This is a genomic window from Corynebacterium parakroppenstedtii, assembly GCF_019754935.1.
Classification (GTDB): domain Bacteria; phylum Actinomycetota; class Actinomycetes; order Mycobacteriales; family Mycobacteriaceae; genus Corynebacterium; species Corynebacterium parakroppenstedtii.
Genome location: NZ_JAGSOA010000001.1, coordinates 131,448 through 148,869, shown reverse-complemented (window position 1 = coordinate 148,869; position 17,422 = coordinate 131,448). Strand labels below are relative to the sequence as shown.

The window sequence follows — 17,422 nt, the reverse complement described above, 5'->3', positions numbered from 1 at the left end:
AGCCGTTGATGTCATAAAACCGAGTAATCATTATTGGAATTGAGTTTGTATGAATACTGCTTCTCCTCAAACATCGATGAGCGAAGACCCCTTGACTCACGCTAATAACGACAAGTCCTCTCACGACGACTCCTCTGCGGGAATCCCTCCGACGCAGCTATCTCATATCGATCGGATGGCGTGTTTAGGTGGCGGACACGGACTCTTCGCGACGCTCCGAGCAGCGCGTACCTTGTCTGATGATGTCTCGGCAATCGTCACTGTGGCAGATGATGGTGGGTCGTCAGGACGTCTGCGTAAGGAGTTCAACTCAATCCCGCCGGGCGATTTGCGAATGGCGTTAGCCGCGTTAGCAGCCGATGATCCCGAGGGCCGCTTGTGGGAAAGCGTCCTTCAGCACCGGTTTGGTGGACGCGGCGCTTTGGCCGGCCATGCGGTCGGAAACCTCATTATTCAAGGTCTCATTGACGTGATGGGGGATGAGGTTGAGGCATTAGCTGAGGTAGCGAAGCTCATGCGCATCCGTGGTCGTGTGCTTCCCATGAGTCCAGAGCCCCTGGATATTGAGGCTGAAGTCGCTGGGCTGGAGGATGATCCTCGGGTGGTTTCTCCGGTGCGCGGCCAGGTCGCCGTGGCGACAACACCGGGCCAGGTCCGACGCGTGAAGTTAATTCCCGAGAATCCGCCGAGCAGTGCCGCTGTCATCGACGCGATCATGAACGCCGACGTGGTGACCTTAGGCCCGGGATCCTGGTTTTCGTCTGTGGTTCCTCACATTTTGGTTCCCGACGTTGTGAAAGCCCTCCAGGAGACTCAAGCCCATAAGGTTGTCGTCGTTAATCTCGTTGCAGAGCCAGGGGAGACCCCGGGCTTCACCGTTGAACGACACCTCCACATGCTTCAGCAGCATTGTCAGGATCTTTCGCTCGATACCGTGATTGTCGACGAGCATTCGGTGACGGGGACACGAGAGCGCATGCATCTGAGCCGCGCTGCCGCGAATTTCGGCGCTGAGCTGACCATTGGCGACGTCCGCCATGATGATGAACAAGGGCGGTGGCTGAGCACCCATTCTCCGAGGAAGTTGGCCCGCGTGCTGTCTGAGGTGTATTCGGCAGCTCAGGAACAAAAATCGGTAAGGAGAACCAAATAGCGTGGGTTTAACAGCCGATATTAAAGCCGAAATCGCCGGTACCACGGCCACTGCGTCTAATGCTCGACGCTCCGAAGTCGGCGCGATGATCCGCTTCGCTGGCAAGCTTCGACTGGGCGACAATAACCCTGGTCGGTCGCCGGAGTCATTGGTGGTTTCGTTGGACGTCGATTCGTCCGACGTCGCAGAGCGGGCGCGTCAACACGTTGTCGATCTGTATGACATTCACGCTGTTGTGTCGGACCGCACGCAATCATCCAAGAAGCCGGTGTTTGAGGTTGAGTGGAATCGTCGGGGCGAGGGGCTAGAAGTTGCGCGGCGCCTTGGTCTTTTGGATCGGGCTGGCCGTCCTGTCCGGGGGCTTCCGCCGCGAATTGTTCACGGCACAGCTGTCGATTGCGAAGCAGCGTGGCGTGGGGCGTTCTTGGTTCGAGGATCGGTGACAGAGCCGGGCCGGTCGTCGGCCCTCGAGGTGATCGCTCCACAAACCGCGGCGGCCATCGGTTTGATTGGTTGTGCACGTCGACTAGGTATTGCCGCGAAGAACCGTGAAGTCCGTGGGGCAGAGCGTGTTCAGGTTCGCGAGGGCGACGCTATTGGAGCGCTGTTGAGTCGGATGGGGGCTCATCGCACACGGATCGAATGGGACGAGCAGCGCAAACGTCGTGAGGCCCATACCTCGACGAATCGGTTGGCGAATTTCGACGACGCCAATTTACGACGCTCGGCTCGTGCTGCTGCCGCTGCCGCGGCCCGTGTTGAGCGTGCCACTGAGCTTCTGGGCGATGATATTCCGGAGCACCTTGCAGCTGCCGGGCGGTTGCGCACAGAGCATCGTCACTCGTCGCTTGAAGAACTCGGTGAGCTGGCCGATCCTCCGATCAGTAAGGACGCCATTGCGGGACGGATTCGACGTCTACTGTCACTGGCGGATAGACGAGCAGCTGAATTAGGAGTTCCCGATACTTTTTCTGCCGTCACCAGTGACCTTTTTGATGAGGATTAGCCGCGTCACTGGCCCTTTTGTGCGGCTAGAGCTCCGTCACTGAGTACCAAATGTGCGTTCATGCCCGTTTCGTGGGAACCAATGTCCGTTTATGCAAAAGTGTTGTTTGTCTCATTCTGCTCTGACTGCTGCATATATCTCAGTTCAGCTGTAAAGTAGTCAGTGCAAGGACGGAAAGGCTATACGAAGATCGCCTGATTACGTCCTTAACCTAGACAGCTACATAGCTAAGGAGAATTACCGTGACCGTTCGTGTCGGTATTAATGGGTTTGGTCGTATTGGCCGTAACTTCTACCGCGCTATCCGTGAGCAGGGTGCAGACATCGAGGTTGTTGGTGTCAACGACCTGACCGATAACCACACCCTGTCCCTGCTTCTGAAGCACGACTCCATCATGGGGCCACTGGACGCGAAGGTCGAGTACGATGACGAGTCCATCACCGTTGATGGCCACCGCATCGCGGTTTCCGCGGAGCGGGACCCGAAGAACCTCGACTGGGGCAAGCTAGGCGCCGATATCGTTATCGAGTCAACCGGCTTCTTCACCAAGGGCGAGGCTGCCAAGGCTCACATCGAGGCAGGTGCTAAGAAGGTCATTATTTCGGCTCCTGGTAAGGAAGTCGACGGCACCTTCGTTTACGGTGTCAACCACGAGACCTACACCGACGACATGACCGTCGTCTCGAACGCATCCTGCACCACCAACTGCCTGGCTCCGCTGGCCAAGGCCCTTGACGATGCCTTCGGCATTGAGTCCGGCCTGATGACCACCGTTCACGCCTACACCGGTGACCAGCGCCTGCATGACGCTCCTCACAAGGATCTGCGTCGTGCCCGTGCAGCTGCTCTGAACATCGTTCCGACCACCACCGGTGCTGCTAAGGCCGTCGGCCTGGTTCTTCCAGACCTCAACGGCAAGCTTGATGGCTTCGCTGTTCGCGTGCCGGTACCGACCGGATCGCTCGTTGACCTCACCTTCGTCCCGAAGAAGGACGTCACTGTTGAGGAAGTTAACGCCGCGATGAAGAAGGCTTCCGAGGACGAGAAGCTCAGCGTTGCCTTCGAGTACTCCGACGAGCCGCTGGTTTCCACTGACATCCAGCACAACCCGCACGGCTCGATCTTCGACTCTGAGATGACCCGTGTTCTCGGCAACCAGGTCAAGGTTGTTTCCTGGTACGACAACGAGTGGGGCTACTCCAACCAGCTCGTTCGCATGACCGACTACATCGGACAGCGTCTCTAATCCTCCACTCGCCCGAGTGATCTAGCGGGCCGGGGGCTGTGCCACGGCACGCCGTCGGCCCGTCTTTTTATATATCAATAAAACTAACGAGGAGTTGTTATGGCAGTAAAGAAACTCGCTGATTTGCTCAAGGAAGGTGTCGAGGGCCGTCACGTCCTCGTACGCGCAGACCTCAATGTCCCACTTAAGGATAAGGTCATTACCGACCCCGGTCGCATCGACGCATCGCTCCCAACGATCAAAGCTCTCACTGAAGCAGGAGCGCGTGTGATCGTTGCGGCTCACTTAGGACGGCCGAAGTCACCGCAGGACACTCAATTCTCACTGGCACCTGTTGCTGAGGCCCTGTCCCAGCGCTTAGATCAGTACGTCGCACTGGCATCGGATGTTTCCGGCGAAGACGCCCACGAACGTGCCAACGGCCTCAATGATGGCGATGTCCTGCTCCTTGAAAACGTTCGCTTCGATCCTCGTGAGAAGAGCAAGGACGACGCTGAGCGTGAGGAATTGGCATCTGAACTCGCAGCTCTGACGGGCGATAATGGTGCATTCGTGTCTGACGGCTTCGGAGTTGTCCACCGGAAGCAAGCTTCCGTCTACGACGTTGCGAAGAAGCTGCCGGCCTACGTCGGTTACCTCGTTGAGAAGGAACTTGAGCAGCTCTCGAAGTGTACGGATGATCCTCAGCATCCTTACGCGGTCTGCCTCGGCGGATCGAAGGTTTCCGACAAGCTCGGAGTTATTAAAGCCCTCGCACCGAAAGTTGACACCCTCATTATCGGTGGTGGGATGTGCTACACATTCCTCAAGGCTAAGGGCTACGGCGTCGGAGACTCCCTGCTCGAAGAGTCCATGATCGACGAGTGCAAGAACCTGCTCTCCGAATACTCGGACAAGATCGTCCTGCCGTCAGACATCGTCGTCGGCAAGGAATTTGATGCGAACACCGAGCACAAGACGGTATCTGCCGACGGTATCGAAGACGGCTGGATGGGCCTGGATACTGGCGCAGAGTCGATTAAGACCTTCGGCGAGCGTCTGAACGGGGCCAAGACCATTTTCTGGAACGGCCCAGTGGGTGTGTTCGAGTTCGAAGCATTCGCTAATGGCACCAAGGGGCTCGCGGAGGCCATTGCAGAGGCAACCAAGAACGGAGCATTCTCCGTGATTGGTGGTGGCGATTCCGCTTCAGCCGTCCGCAACCTCGGCTTCGCTGATGAAGCGTTCTCCCACATCTCCACAGGTGGCGGAGCTTCACTGGAGCTCATCGAGGGCAAGACCCTTCCGGGTGTTGCTGTACTCGACCGCTAAGCACTCGGCTGCTAGGCGAATTTCTATTCTCCGGTCGACATCACTGTTGACCCGGGGCTCACCTTTGTACGAAAGGACTGTTCATGGCTCGTAAACCACTTATTGCTGGTAACTGGAAGATGAACCTCAACCACCTTGAGGCCATCTCCGTGGTACAGAAACTCGCTTTTGCACTCCCCAAGGACTACTACGACAAGGTTGATGTCGCGGTCATTCCTCCGTTTACCGACATTCGTTCGGTGCAGACTTTGGTGGATGGGGACAAGCTGCGCGTCACCTATGGTGCTCAAGACATCTCGACACACGATTCCGGTGCGTACACCGGCGAAATCGCTCCGTCGATGCTGTCCAAGTTGGGATGCTCGTGGGTCATCGTGGGCCACTCAGAGCGCCGCGACTACCACTCCGAGACCAACGAGATCGTTGCTGCGAAGGCTAAGAAGGCTCTCGACGCCGGTATGACCCCGATCGTTTGTGTAGGAGAGTCTCTGGACGTTCGCGAGGCAGGCAAGCACGTCTCGTTCGTCGTCGACCAGGTCAAGGAGTCACTTGCCGGGTTGAGCAAGGACGAAATCGCAAAGTCTGTTATCGCTTATGAACCCATCTGGGCGATCGGAACGGGTAAGACCGCATCTGCCTCGGATGCACAGGAAGTGTGCCACGCTATTCGTGGTGCCCTCGCCGAGCTGACAGACGAGGAGACGGCGTCCTCAATCCGTGTCCTGTACGGCGGCTCCATGAAGACGGGCAATGTTTCTGAACTGATTGCTGAGCAGGATATTGACGGTGGACTTGTTGGTGGTGCTTCACTCGATGGTGAAGACTTCGCTAAGCTCTCTGCCCTCGCTGCCGACGGTAGCGTTTAAGACCTCTTCTGCCTACTCGGAGTGATGTAGCTCCGGGGTAGGCGGGTCACGGCGCTAGCGCGGGTGCTAGTTAGTACTCGTGCTGCTACGTGCACTAGAGCGCCGAATGAATGAGCCGGTGTGCTCCTCGTAAATTGTCGACACTCACCCAATCGAGTCCGGCATTGAGGAGCCACCGGCTTACTCGTGCGTGGTTGGCGTAGGGCCATGTTGGGATGCCCCATAACCGGGCCTGCCGTCCTTGCTCGTGCACGGAAGACACGAATTCCCTCACTGCAGCTTCTTCCGAAGCCGCGATAGCTCGGAAACCCCGCCACGCTGAGAAGTGCGTGAAATCAGTACTCACTATGGGCATAAGCCATGTTGGAAGGCAGGCATCTAAATCTTCCGGACGGCCATCGAGGAATACCCGACGATGGTGATCTTTCGTCGGTGGCTGCGTCCACCATTCATCGGCTGCCCTCAGGCTATTTCCGGTCGCAATCAGAGTCAGACGTCGGGGAATATATTTTTCCCCGGTCCATTCACTCAGCACATCCGAGTAGCGGGACGCGATAGCTTCGAGTTGTTTCAACGCAGGAAGCCCGGCCGATTTGATATCAACGTGGACATAAACGGGTTCCTCATTACCTGATTGTGGAGTTGCGGGGGCGTTGCTGGCGTCATTGTTTCCAGTGGGGAAGAGAGGTCCCAGTCGCGCCATAGTGGCGAGTGGTTCGAGATAGTCTCTTTCTAAATCCAAACCCCGGCTTTTTTCTAAAACACTGTGCCCCAGGAGAAATCGCCCGTGGTACAGGGTGGCATCAGCCTCCACTGAGGCAAAGCCGCGGAGGAGCGCCTCGCGGAGAGGGAACCGGTGGGAACTGTCGTTATGCGCATGCACATGGGGGAGACGCTCTGGAAGATCCGCCGGCTTAAGCGGAACCAGGTAGCCGAGAGCAGCCCGCAGCCCAGGCGGAATAAAAGGAAGTGCACCTACCACCCGCTGAAGATGCAACCGACGAATGAGCGCGTCGGCAATGGCGTGTACGGTTACTCCAACCCCCTGAGCTGCAGCATGAAAGTGGTCCGTCAAAGAAAGTAGGCGAGCTCGAGTTCTCACAACCCCTATTATGCCTTCCCCTGTCCGCGAACGAATCTCGTGGGCCTTACGCAACGTAATGTCGCGGCTTCATGTGACACATGGAGTGGGGCACATTCACTCCACGGCGCCAGTACGTTACACTGGTGTGGTTATTAACGGTCGGTGACATTACTTCCTGATTGGAGCACCCACACCAATGCATCTCGCGTTGCAAATCGTTTTGGTTGTGTTTAGCCTGCTCATGGGGCTGTTCGTCCTTTTGCACAAAGGCAAGGGCGGCGGATTGTCCAGCCTTTTTGGTGGCGGAATGCAATCAAATCTTTCAGGATCGACGGTTGCAGAGAAGAACCTCGACCGCATTACCATCGTCTGCGCGATTATCTGGTTAGCTGCAGTGATCGGTTTGAACCTACTTCAGGCATACGGATAATCATGGACGGTTAGCCCTCCACGTTCATTCCGGCCTTCCGAGCATTAGACGGACGTGATCCGGTGGTGGATGAAATCTAGCGACGGCCACAACGCCGCGTAAAAGAGGCCCTATAGCGGATCACGCGAAGGGCCTACTTATTTTTGCCGACGGGCACCGCAATCCTTATTCAGACCGAGTAGAGATGCGCTATCTCAGTCGGCAATTTTTGGTGGCTTATGACGATGGGCTCTGCAGCTGAGATAGGGCTGGCGCGTCGGCGTAGACGGCAGTATCTTCTTGCCCACGTGCGCCCGCAGCTGGCCACATGTCTGCATCGTCCCCGGAGACTGCGTGCCCAAGAGCCTCAGCTTTTCCTTCACCAGCAACGACGAACCACACACGTGTCGATGAATTCAGCGCGCGACGGGTGAGCGATAAACGCGTGGGCGGTGGCTTCGGACAATCAGTTACCGATACAACGGTGTCATCACTTGTCAACTCAGGCGTATGCGGGAACAGGGAGTTAATGTGACCCTCCGTCCCCATTCCTAAGAGGTGGATGTCGAATCCATCAGGAGCGTACGTAGTGATGGTATCTGCGTACGATGCAGCAGCGTCCTTGAGCTCCGCGCCGTCGACGTTTCCGCTGCGGGATCCTTCGGTCTCTCCATACGCACCGTCGGACGATGGGGCAGGGAAGCGATGGAGATTCTCCTGCGGGATATCGATGTTGCTGAACAGAGCCTCTGCTGCCTGTTTGTCATTCCGCTCCGGATGGTCTGCTGGCACCCAGCGCTCATCACCGAAGAACACGTGGACACGGTTCCAGTCAATACCCGCGTTGCCGGCTCCACTATCGATATACAGCTGGTGGAGCACCGCGATACCCGTGCTTCCACCCGTGACCACCAGCCGGGCGTAACCATCCGGGGTAACCCCGGTGGTGTTACTAGCGCCCTCACGTCCCTCCTGAATACTGACTATGACGTTTTCAACATCGCGTGCTGCTCGCATAGCCACTTCTGCTTGATCTGCACACGCGACGATGCGGACATCTGAATCGGAACTAGACTTTTCGCTCATCCATACGCCTTTCTTCTTGCGGTCTATCACACAACGATGGGGTTTATTGCACTGCCGACGACCTATTCACGGTCTGCTTCGACATCACTGTCGTTCGCGTCGTCAGGTGCGTGCGACTCGTCTGAATCGAAAGCATCGACGCGGTGAACTCTGGATAGCCCTCGGAGAGCTTGTGCGTAGATGACATCGGGGTCAAGGTGACGCAACTCTTCCGCGAGGCAGTCAGCTGTTCCGCGTCGTGTGAGGGCAACGCGACTTTCACGGCCTGATCCTTCGCGTGTGATCGTCAGCGTATGTGCGCTAAAGGTGCGGAGGATCAAATCGCCACTATCTCGATGGATTGTCACGCTTTGCACGCCGATAGTGGGGCGCCCTTCGGAATCAAGAGGTACCTTGGGCGAGTCCGTGGATTCACGGGTGACATTCATTCCTAAACGGTCCGCAAGCCATCCGCCGGCTATATCAACGCTCGGGTCTTCCGATGGGCCAGCAATCGTCACTCCACGGATAGGAGAAAACGGAGGCTGATCGAGTGCCGACGCTAAAATTCCACGCCACTGCGTTATACGTGACCAGGCAAGATCAGAGTCGCCGGGCGCATACGACGATCGGCACCTAAAGATTCCGTCCTCAATACTTGATGATAGGGAGTCAGTAATTCGTCGGCCGGCAAGACGCCCGATCGGATCGGTCGCGGGGAACGGGGGGCGGCTGGCCGGCCACCACGCCACAATCGGAGTATCTGGCAACAAAATCGGCATCACAACGCTTGCGAGATGCTGACTAACAGCGCCATATAACTTCATGACGACGACTTCAGCGGCACCAGCGTCGCCTCCCATGCGTATTTCGGCATCAACGCGCCCGCTGGACGTTACGTCATCTGTGGCACTTGACTGCGCGGTGTCCTCGTCGGACGTTCCGGGTTGCGTCGTGGTGGGCATCGCGTCGAGAGCACGCTCAAACTCTTCGAGATTCTCATAGTCTGCAAGCTCAGTCTGCGAATTGCCGTTGTCATCACTATCAGATTGGCTCGCGGTTGAGGAGGAATCATCCGTGAGCAACACGAGAATACGAGACGGATGCTCCTGTGAGGCTTCATTAGCCGCTGTAATAAACGTTTCGTAATCGTCGTTAATTGACGCGACGATGATCAAAGTGAGCACACGGCCGGTCGTGACTTCGCCACCCGACTCACGGACGGTGACGAGGCGTTTAGAGATGTCGCGGGTTGTTGTATTGGGGAGGTTAATGATCATGCGTCGGTTTTCTCATTCCCTGAAAATGTGCGTGTGATGTGAGGACGAGCGGTGATAGTTTTACGGGCGCCGCCAGGTGCGTCCTGACCGCGAAAGCATACGATCAGCACTTTCAGGGCCCCACGTTCCAGCCGGATAATCGTCAGGACGTCCTCGTTCAGCCCAATATTTGACGATGGGATCAAGGATCTTCCACGAGAGCTCCACCTCTTCATTGGTGGGGAAGAGGCTAGCTTCATCCAAGAGAGCATCCAGGATCAAACGCTCATAGGCTTCGGGGGATGCCTCAGTAAACGCTTCCGAGTAGGCGAAGTCCATGTTGACGTCACGAACTTCCATCGCGGAACCGGGAACCTTCGAGCCGAAGCGCATCAGAACTCCCTCGTCGGGTTGCACACGAATAACAACCGCGTTGGGGCCAAGAGCAGTCGTCTCATCAGCGTCGAAAGGAAGATAGGGCGCGTCTTTGAACACCAAAGCGATTTCCGTCACTCGTCGGCCCAATCGCTTGCCAGTCCGTAGATAAAATGGCACGCCCGCCCAGCGTCGAGAATTAATCTCCAATGTGCAGGCCGCGTAGGTTTCAGTTTTCGAGTCTTCGGCAAAACCTTCTTCATCGCGAAGGCCACCGACGAATTCAGAGCCCTGCCATCCTGCGGTGTACTGGCCCCGGGCTGTCGTTTTAGAGAACGGGGGAACGGCACTGGTGGCTCTCAGGACTTTAATCTTTTCAGTCTGCAGATCGCGGGGGGTGAAGGCCAGAGGCTCTTCCATTGCGATTAGCGCGAGAAGCTGGATGAGGTGGTTCTGAATGACGTCTCGTGCAGCGCCGATGCCATCGTAATAACCAGCTCGTCCTCCTAGGCCAATGTCTTCGGCCATGGTGATCTGGACGTGGTCGATGAAGGATGCGCTCCACAGGGGCTCAAACAACTGGTTCGCGAAGCGCAACGCCATAATGTTCTGAACTGTTTCCTTGCCCAGGTAATGGTCGATACGGAAAACTGAGCGTTCAGGGAAAACGCTGTTGACAATGCGGTTCAGCTCTCGGGCTGATTCCTCATCATGACCAAACGGTTTCTCAATAACCACACGACGCCAACCACCAGCGCTATCTTTAGCCAGGCCTGAGCGTTGAAGTTGGTGACACACGTTCGGGAAATAGGCAGGAGGAACAGAGAGATAAAAGGCCCAGTTCCCGGCGGTGCCACGCGTATGGTCGATCTCCGCCAGAGTCTCGGCCAACGCATCGAAGCACTCATCTTGGTCAAATGTGCCTTTGACAAAGATCAGCCCCTCGGCCAGTCGCTCCCATACCGATCGCCTGAAGGGAGTACGAGATCCCGCGCGAACGTCGTCGTACACCTTTTTAATGAAATCTTCTTTGGTCCAGCCACGACGGCCATATCCCACAAGGGTGAATCCCGCAGGGAGCAGGCCGCGGTTGGCAAGGTCATATACCGCGGGGAGAAGTTTCTTTCGTGCTAGATCGCCCGTGACACCGAAAATAACGAGCCCACATGGTCCCGCGATCCTGGGCATCCTCTTATCCCTGGGATCGCGGAGCGGATTAGCCCAGTCGTCGGGAAAAGCGCTATTGTCCAGCAGATTCTCATTAGACTCCACTGTTACCCGGTTGAGCTGTTCTTCGGCGGATGGCTCCTGATGAGCCGCAGCATGACCTTGGTTCACGTCGTTCTCGGTTTCTCCTTCTGGGGTGTAGGTCTGCCGGTGCGACGCGGCGGCCGCGTTGGGATTATTCACGGTCGATTGTCCATGCCTTTCTCATCAGGTCCTTGGTTGACCCCGACTCGGCAGTGTCACCATGCTGGGGGAGCAACAGCTACTTCCGGTAAACAACTCGCTGAGTGGTTAGCTGGATAAGCGGGAATCAATATTGGCGATCAATTCATTCCAACTATCCACAAATTTAGCGACGCCGTCATCCTCAAGCACATTCACCACGTCAGCGAAATCAATGCCCAATGATTCGAGAGCGTCAAAGTATGCTCGGGCGTCATCTCCTGTGCCCGTGAGCGCATCTCCATGAACGCCACCGTTGGACTGAAGAGCGTCCAGAGTCACCTCCGGCATGGTGTTGACGGTGCAAGCACCAGCAAGTTCGGTGACATACAACGTGGGCGTGTAATCAGGGTTCTTGACGCTGGTCGACGCCCATAGCGGTCGCTGCACGTTAGCTCCGGCACTTGCAAGTTTGTGCCAACGCTCAGCTTCTGAGGAAAGATCACCGTTATTGGCAGCAGCGCTGCTCTCAGCGTCCTCGTCCCCAAAAACCCGGCAGAACGCTTCATAAGCGAGCTGCGCGTTATGGATACCCGCCATTCCCTTGAGGGTCTCTACATCTCGGGATGCGGATGGGACGATATCAGCAAGTTTATGGTCGACGGCACCATCAACCCGAGAGACGAAGAAACTAGCTACGGAATGAATAGAGGATAGGTCCTTGCCCGACGAGTGGGCGCGTTCAAGACCATCGATGAAAGCCTTGATCACGTCTTTGTATCTCTCCACTGAGAAGATAAGGGTGACATTCACGCTAATTCCTGCGGCGATAGTATCCGTAATCGCTGGTAAAGCTTGTTTTGTCGCAGGAATCTTGATCATCACGTTGGGTTTGCCCACGCGATCCCACAACTCTTTAGCTTGTTCCACCGTTTTCTCAGGATCGTGCGCATAACGGGGGTCCACCTCGATGGATACCCGTCCGTCTTGGCCCTGCGATGCCTCATAAACATCTTTGAAGGCTTCGCACGCGTCGCGGACGTCGTCAATAGCCATGTCAAAAACTGCTTCCGACGCCGAACGACCCTGCGAATTCAGCGTCGCTAACTGGTCGTCGTATGCAGTCCCAACGGTCATGGCTTTTGAAAAGATCGCCGGGTTCGTCGTCACGCCGACGATTCCCGCGTCGGCAATGAGCTCGTTCAGGTTCGCAGATTTCAGACGATCACGAGAAAGATCATCGAGCCACACCGACGTGCCTGCGTCGGCTAGTTGACGGACATTCTCGTTGGCTGAGGAGGGGAGATACTCGGAGGGAAAACTCGAATCGCCTCCCAGCACGTGGGATGCGTTATCAGAGGTCACGATCAAATCCTTTCATCACGTAACGCGCAAATGTGACGTAGATGGTCTTAGTTCTCTACAACAGAGGTGGCAGCATCGACGACGGCGTCGACAGTAAAGCCGAACTTTTCAAAGAGCTCACTGGCAGCAGCTGATGCTCCGAAATGTTCAAGGCTGACGGCTTTACCTTGCGAGCCGAGAAGCTGATACCACGGCATTGTGATGCCCGCCTCTACTGACACGCGGGCGGTGACGTCGTGAGGAAGGACTTCCTCCTGATATGACTTGTCTTGCTCCAAGAACCAATCCATACATGGAACGGACACAACACGCGTTGCTACACCGCGAGATTCCAAAACTTTGGCAGCCTCGACAGCGAGCTGGACTTCCGAACCCGAGGCCATCACGATGACCTGCGGGCGTTCCGCAGACTCACGAACCAGGACATAAGCACCACGACGGACACCGTCCCGAGCGAGTTCCTTGGTTCCCTTCAACACAGGTAAGTTCTGGCGGGACAATGCCAGCGCTTTGGGGCCCGCGGGCGAATCAATCGCTGCTCTCCAGGCGGAGGCAGTCTCATTCGCGTCAGCAGGACGCACGACCGCAAGGCCGGGGATAGCGCGCAGGGCAGCAAGATGTTCCACAGGTTGATGGGTGGGGCCATCTTCACCCAGCCCGATCGAGTCGTGTGTCCACACGTAGTACACGTCGGTCTTCATCAACGCAGCCAAACGTACTGCAGGGCGCATGTAGTCGGAGAAGACCATGAAAGTGCCGCCATAGGGGCGCGTCGGCCCGTGGAGAGCAATTCCGTTGAGAATAGAACCCATCGCATGCTCACGAATACCGAAGTGAAGCACCCGGCCATAGGGTTGTGCATTCCATGAATCAGTAGAGATGGTGGACGGGCCGAACGAATCCGCATCCTTGATAGTTGTGTTATTCGATCCGGCTAGGTCGGCAGAACCTCCCCACAGCTCCGGTAGGGTCGCACCCAGCGACTGAAGAGTGACCTCCGAGGCTTTCCTCGTCGCGATTCCGGAACTATCAGCCTCCCACTTGGGCAGATCAGCATCCCAGCCATCGGGGAGTTTCCGGGAAGTGAGCCGATCAAATAGGGCTTTTCGATCAGGATTCTCCGTGGCCCACCGGTCAAAGTCTGCCGACCAGGCCTCATGAGCGCGGGCACCTCGCTCACGGAGTGACCGCGTATGAGAAAGAACGTCATCAGAGACTTCGAAAGTCTGATCAGGATCGAAACCTAAGATGCGCTTAACGGCGGCAACTTCATCATCACCGAGTGCTGCTCCGTGAACAGCTCCGGAATTCATCTTGGTGGGGGACGGGTAACCGATAACGGTTCGAACGCGGATAAGCGTCGGACGATCGGTCTCGCGCTGAGCTAAAGTGATCGCGGCTTCTAGCGCCTGAATATCTTCACCGGACTCGACATTGAGAACCTGCCATCCATAGGCTTCATACCGGGCGCAGACGTCTTCATTAAACGCAATCGTCGTATCGTTTTCGATCGATATACGGTTGTCATCCCAAAAAGCGATGAGGTTGCCGAGTTTCTGCGTCCCTGCAAGTGATGACGCCTCGCTGGTCACGCCTTCTTCCAGGTCACCGTCGGAAGCAATCACATAAATGAAGTGGTCGAAGGGTGACTGTCCTGCCGGAGCATCAGGGTCAAAAAGCCCCCGCTCACGACGGGCGGCCATGGCCATACCGACGGATGAGGCCAAGCCCTGCCCCAGAGGACCGGTCGTAATTTCAACCCCTGCCGTATGCCCGTACTCCGGATGGCCGGGAGTCAATGAGCCCCAGGTACGGAGCTGCTTGAGGTCGTCGAGCTCTAGGCCAAATCCACCCAAGAAGAGCTGGGCGTAAATAGTCATCGAACTATGCCCGCAGGATAAGACGAATCGGTCGCGGCCTACCCAGTCGGGATCCGAGGGATCATGGCGCATTGTTCGCTGGAACAAGGTGTAGGCCAGGGGAGCCAAGCTCATCGCAGTGCCGGGGTGACCGGATTTTGCCTTCTGAACAGCATCTGCAGCTAAGACGCGGACTGTGTCGACGGATCGCGAGTCGATCTCATCCCAGTCTCTGGGGAAAGCTGGTTCCACGGCTCTGCGGATATGGTCGGGAACGAGCTCCCGAGCTTCTGCATATCGCTTGATGACTGCCGAAGTCTTATCAATCACCTTCTGATCACCTTTCTGTGCGCGTGCCGTAGACATGCTTACCGTCTATGTAGCGACCGCTAAGTTGGTTCCCGCTGAAGCAACATTCCCGCGGACTGAAACTCCTCCGAGTAAACGAACACCAGTTTAGGCTGAAGTTTCATCGCGGTCTACGAAGCTATTCAAAGGGTATCTGCACAGGCTCTCATGCCCGCCTCAGGCACCCTCTTCAGAGGGGCAGCATGGACTGACGAAACGCGGCGCCTACGAGCCCCGTCGGGGTCGAGTGTTCACGATGGAATTTCCTCCTCGAGTAAAAATCCCGTGGCAAGTCAACGAATAACATCCTGATTGTTAGACTAGGGCGGTGACTGTCCTAAATATGGTCATAGCTACGACGCACAGATGCCCATCACCAGTGCCGAGACAAGCATGAACGATCAGTTAGCGATGAGGACTGTCAGCGGACATGGAGGAAAAAGAGGCAAGTGGAGAAGATAAAGGCGTATGTGGCGCTCACGAAGCCACGGGTAATTGAGCTTCTCCTGGTCGCAACGATTCCTGCCATGCTTCAGGCGGATCGCGGTACTATCCACCTCTGGCTCATCTTGTTAACGCTTGTCGGAGGATGGATGGGAGCTGCCGCTGCCAACTCTTTCAACATGATCGTCGACAGTGACATCGACAAGGTTATGAAGAGGACCCAGAACCGTCCCTTGGTGGACGGCCGGCTGACTCTCACGGAAGCCAAGGTTTTTGCCTCATCGATGACTGTGCTGAGCTTTTTGTTCCTCACATTCTTGTGTCATTCGCTCTTAGCAGCAGTTTTCGTGATGCTGACCATCCTCTTTTATATCTTCGTCTACACGAAATGGCTCAAGCGCCGGACGTGGCAGAACGTGATTTGGGGCGGGGCAGCAGGATGCATGCCCGTCATTGTGGGCTGGGCCGTTATTGCTGATAACACGTCCAATCATTCGGTGGCTGGATGGCTACAAGCCGTCGCGCTATTCATGATCATCTTCTTCTGGACACCGCCGCACACGTGGGCTCTAGGTATGCGATATGAAGAGGATTATCGCGGCGCCGGGGTGCCCATGATGCCAGTAGTGAAAACACGAGCTCAGGTTGCGAAACAAATTCTTCTCTATACCTGGCTTACTGTCCTCACATCCCTCACCCTTATTTTCGCCTCCGGGTGGTTTTACACTCTCACCGCAATCGGGGCAGGGGCATGGTTCATTATCAGCGCCACTCGCCTTTACAAGCGAATCTCTACTGGTAAACCAGTGAAACCTATTAGGTTATTTATTTTATCGAATAACTACTTGTCGTTGTTGTTCGTTGGTCTCTCCATTGATGCGGTGATCAATTTACAACCACTTCACGAAGTTCTTGGTTTTTAAGATCTGATCACGAAACACAATGATCTATACGACAAATAGAATTCTCGTAGAGCCGTTCGTGTAGACAAAGCAAAGTCCGCCGGGACCCCCGATACACATAAACCAGTGACACCTCCGTGGGGAGGTGGGGATTCCTCGGCGGACAAGAACATGATCGACGGAAGCCGCTAGAAAGCGCAGCAGGCTTCCTAAAATCTTTAACCTAAATTCTTGGGGCTGCGCGTCGTTTGCCCTGTGCCCACAACACTGCTGTCACAGCACAGATCACACCAGAACCAATAACGTGAAGCGGAACAGTCCACCGGGGAACGCCCAGCCAGTATTGGACGATGCCAACCCCAGCTTGGAGAACAATCAAGACGACCAACCATTGTGTCGTCTTCATGATCGCTCGGTCAGCTCGAACAGTGAGAAGCCCGAACAATAAACCTGCCACGAGGCCGAGGTACAGGTACATCGCGTGCGCATGCAGGTGCGCCATCAGATCAAGCGGTATTTGGAGCCGTGAATCGGCGGGGACCTCCGAGTCGCCTGCGTGAGGGCCAGCACCCGTCACCATGGTTCCTGTGATCAGGGTGATCCCCATGGCGATGGACGACATGAGAGCCAGCCAGCGCAAAGGCTGCGGGTACATCACCTGGGCTTTACCGTCGTCGGGTTCGTCGATGCGAACCCACAGCAAGGCAGCAAGCCATACGAGCACCATCGAGGGTAAAAAGTGCAGGGCAACCATCCACCACGCCAGATCAAGGTGAACGGAGATACCGCCGATGACTGCCTGGGCTATCACGCCGATTCCTTGGATGAACGCCAAGACGATGATTTCTGAACGCCGTTTGGCACGCGACACCGCGAGAAACGCCAAAATGACGAAAATGGTCAGAACGAAGGTGAGCGTGCGGTTTCCGAATTCAATGAGCTGGTGAACCCATGGGATTGATCCAGATTCTGGAACCAGCGATCCCGGTTGGCACTCGGGCCACGTCGGGCAGCCCAACCCTGAAGCTGTCACACGAACAATCGAGCCCGTGAATGTGATGCCGATCTGGGCAATTAACAACGCCAGCGCAAACAGCCGTTGGCGGGCCACAGTACACACGGGGAAGCGGGTACGACGAGCAAAGGAATAGCAGCCGCGGACGAATCCTCCTGCCGTCGATGGAGGAGTAGTCGCATCTTCACGGGAGCCGGGACCTAATTGTGTCGGTTCGTCACGCCGAGCATCATTAGTCTGAATTGCACTCACGATTCTCCAGCCTACAGCCCGCACCGCGCACACCACGATCGCACACACGTGGGGTTATTCACGAAAATCCTCA

13 protein-coding genes and 1 pseudogene are annotated in these 17,422 nt (G+C 56.1%); 7 read left to right on the top strand and 7 right to left on the bottom strand.

Going from position 1 to position 17,422, the window contains the following annotated elements; genetic code table 11:
• The first annotated feature begins 49 nt into the window (after positions 1 to 49).
• The 5 genes from KCQ76_RS00620 to tpiA all read left to right on the top strand — a co-directional run bounded on the left by KCQ76_RS00620 (position 50) and on the right by tpiA (position 5,583).
• On the top strand, positions 50 to 1,153 hold the full coding sequence (locus KCQ76_RS00620; RefSeq protein ID WP_180962456.1) for a gluconeogenesis factor YvcK family protein: 1,104 nt from the start codon (positions 50 to 52) through the stop codon (positions 1,151 to 1,153).
• Position 1,154: 1 nt separating this feature from the next.
• Positions 1,155 to 2,159 carry a DNA-binding protein WhiA gene (gene whiA, locus KCQ76_RS00615; RefSeq protein WP_046202290.1) on the top strand — a complete coding sequence of 335 codons (1,005 nt, stop codon included), beginning with the start codon at positions 1,155 to 1,157 and terminating at the stop codon, positions 2,157 to 2,159.
• 242 nt (positions 2,160 to 2,401) lie between these two features.
• Complete coding sequence (gene gap, locus KCQ76_RS00610) at positions 2,402 to 3,406, top strand: type I glyceraldehyde-3-phosphate dehydrogenase (RefSeq protein WP_046202291.1); 1,005 nt, start codon at positions 2,402 to 2,404, stop codon at positions 3,404 to 3,406.
• A 99-nt stretch (positions 3,407 to 3,505) separates the two neighbouring features.
• A complete protein-coding gene (locus tag KCQ76_RS00605; RefSeq protein WP_046202292.1) occupies positions 3,506 to 4,717 on the top strand; it encodes a phosphoglycerate kinase in 1,212 nt (403 codons plus the stop codon).
• An 83-nt stretch (positions 4,718 to 4,800) separates the two neighbouring features.
• Positions 4,801 to 5,583 carry a triose-phosphate isomerase gene (gene tpiA / locus KCQ76_RS00600; protein ID WP_046202293.1) on the top strand — a complete coding sequence of 261 codons (783 nt, stop codon included), beginning with the start codon at positions 4,801 to 4,803 and terminating at the stop codon, positions 5,581 to 5,583.
• Between the two features lie 94 nt (positions 5,584 to 5,677).
• Here the strand turns inward: tpiA and KCQ76_RS00595 are convergent, their stop codons facing one another.
• A complete protein-coding gene (locus KCQ76_RS00595) occupies positions 5,678 to 6,658 on the bottom strand; it encodes a PI-PLC domain-containing protein (RefSeq protein WP_152646993.1) in 981 nt (326 codons plus the stop codon).
• Between the two features lie 205 nt (positions 6,659 to 6,863).
• Here KCQ76_RS00595 and secG point away from each other — a divergent pair, with 205 nt between their 5' ends.
• The gene (secG, locus tag KCQ76_RS00590; protein ID WP_012731604.1) at positions 6,864 to 7,097 is read left to right on the top strand and encodes a preprotein translocase subunit SecG; all 234 of its coding nucleotides are present in this window, start codon (positions 6,864 to 6,866) and stop codon (positions 7,095 to 7,097) included.
• Between the two features lie 216 nt (positions 7,098 to 7,313).
• Here secG and pgl read toward each other — a convergent pair whose 3' ends face one another.
• The 5 genes from pgl to tkt all read right to left on the bottom strand — a co-directional run bounded on the left by pgl (position 7,314) and on the right by tkt (position 14,718).
• A complete protein-coding gene (gene pgl / locus KCQ76_RS00585; protein WP_046202296.1) occupies positions 7,314 to 8,162 on the bottom strand; it encodes a 6-phosphogluconolactonase in 849 nt (282 codons plus the stop codon).
• A gap of 62 nt (positions 8,163 to 8,224) precedes the next feature.
• A complete protein-coding gene (locus KCQ76_RS00580; RefSeq protein ID WP_046202297.1) occupies positions 8,225 to 9,421 on the bottom strand; it encodes a glucose-6-phosphate dehydrogenase assembly protein OpcA in 1,197 nt (398 codons plus the stop codon).
• A 60-nt stretch (positions 9,422 to 9,481) separates the two neighbouring features.
• Positions 9,482 to 10,963 (bottom strand): glucose-6-phosphate dehydrogenase, encoded by a 1,482-nt coding sequence (gene zwf, locus KCQ76_RS00575; protein WP_231725309.1) that lies wholly within the window; start codon positions 10,961 to 10,963, stop codon positions 9,482 to 9,484.
• A 330-nt stretch (positions 10,964 to 11,293) separates the two neighbouring features.
• Positions 11,294 to 12,502 (bottom strand): transaldolase, encoded by a 1,209-nt coding sequence (gene tal / locus KCQ76_RS00570; protein ID WP_046202418.1) that lies wholly within the window; start codon positions 12,500 to 12,502, stop codon positions 11,294 to 11,296.
• Positions 12,503 to 12,576: 74 nt separating this feature from the next.
• The gene (gene tkt / locus KCQ76_RS00565; RefSeq protein WP_236882263.1) at positions 12,577 to 14,718 is read right to left on the bottom strand and encodes a transketolase; all 2,142 of its coding nucleotides are present in this window, start codon (positions 14,716 to 14,718) and stop codon (positions 12,577 to 12,579) included.
• 446 nt (positions 14,719 to 15,164) lie between these two features.
• Here tkt and KCQ76_RS00560 point away from each other — a divergent pair.
• Positions 15,165 to 16,103 (top strand): annotated as a pseudogene (locus KCQ76_RS00560) (heme o synthase); the annotation flags it as partial.
• A 202-nt stretch (positions 16,104 to 16,305) separates the two neighbouring features.
• Here KCQ76_RS00560 and KCQ76_RS00555 read toward each other — a convergent pair.
• Complete coding sequence (locus KCQ76_RS00555) at positions 16,306 to 17,349, bottom strand: COX15/CtaA family protein (protein WP_046202298.1); 1,044 nt, start codon at positions 17,347 to 17,349, stop codon at positions 16,306 to 16,308.
• Between the last annotated feature and the right edge of the window lie 73 nt (positions 17,350 to 17,422).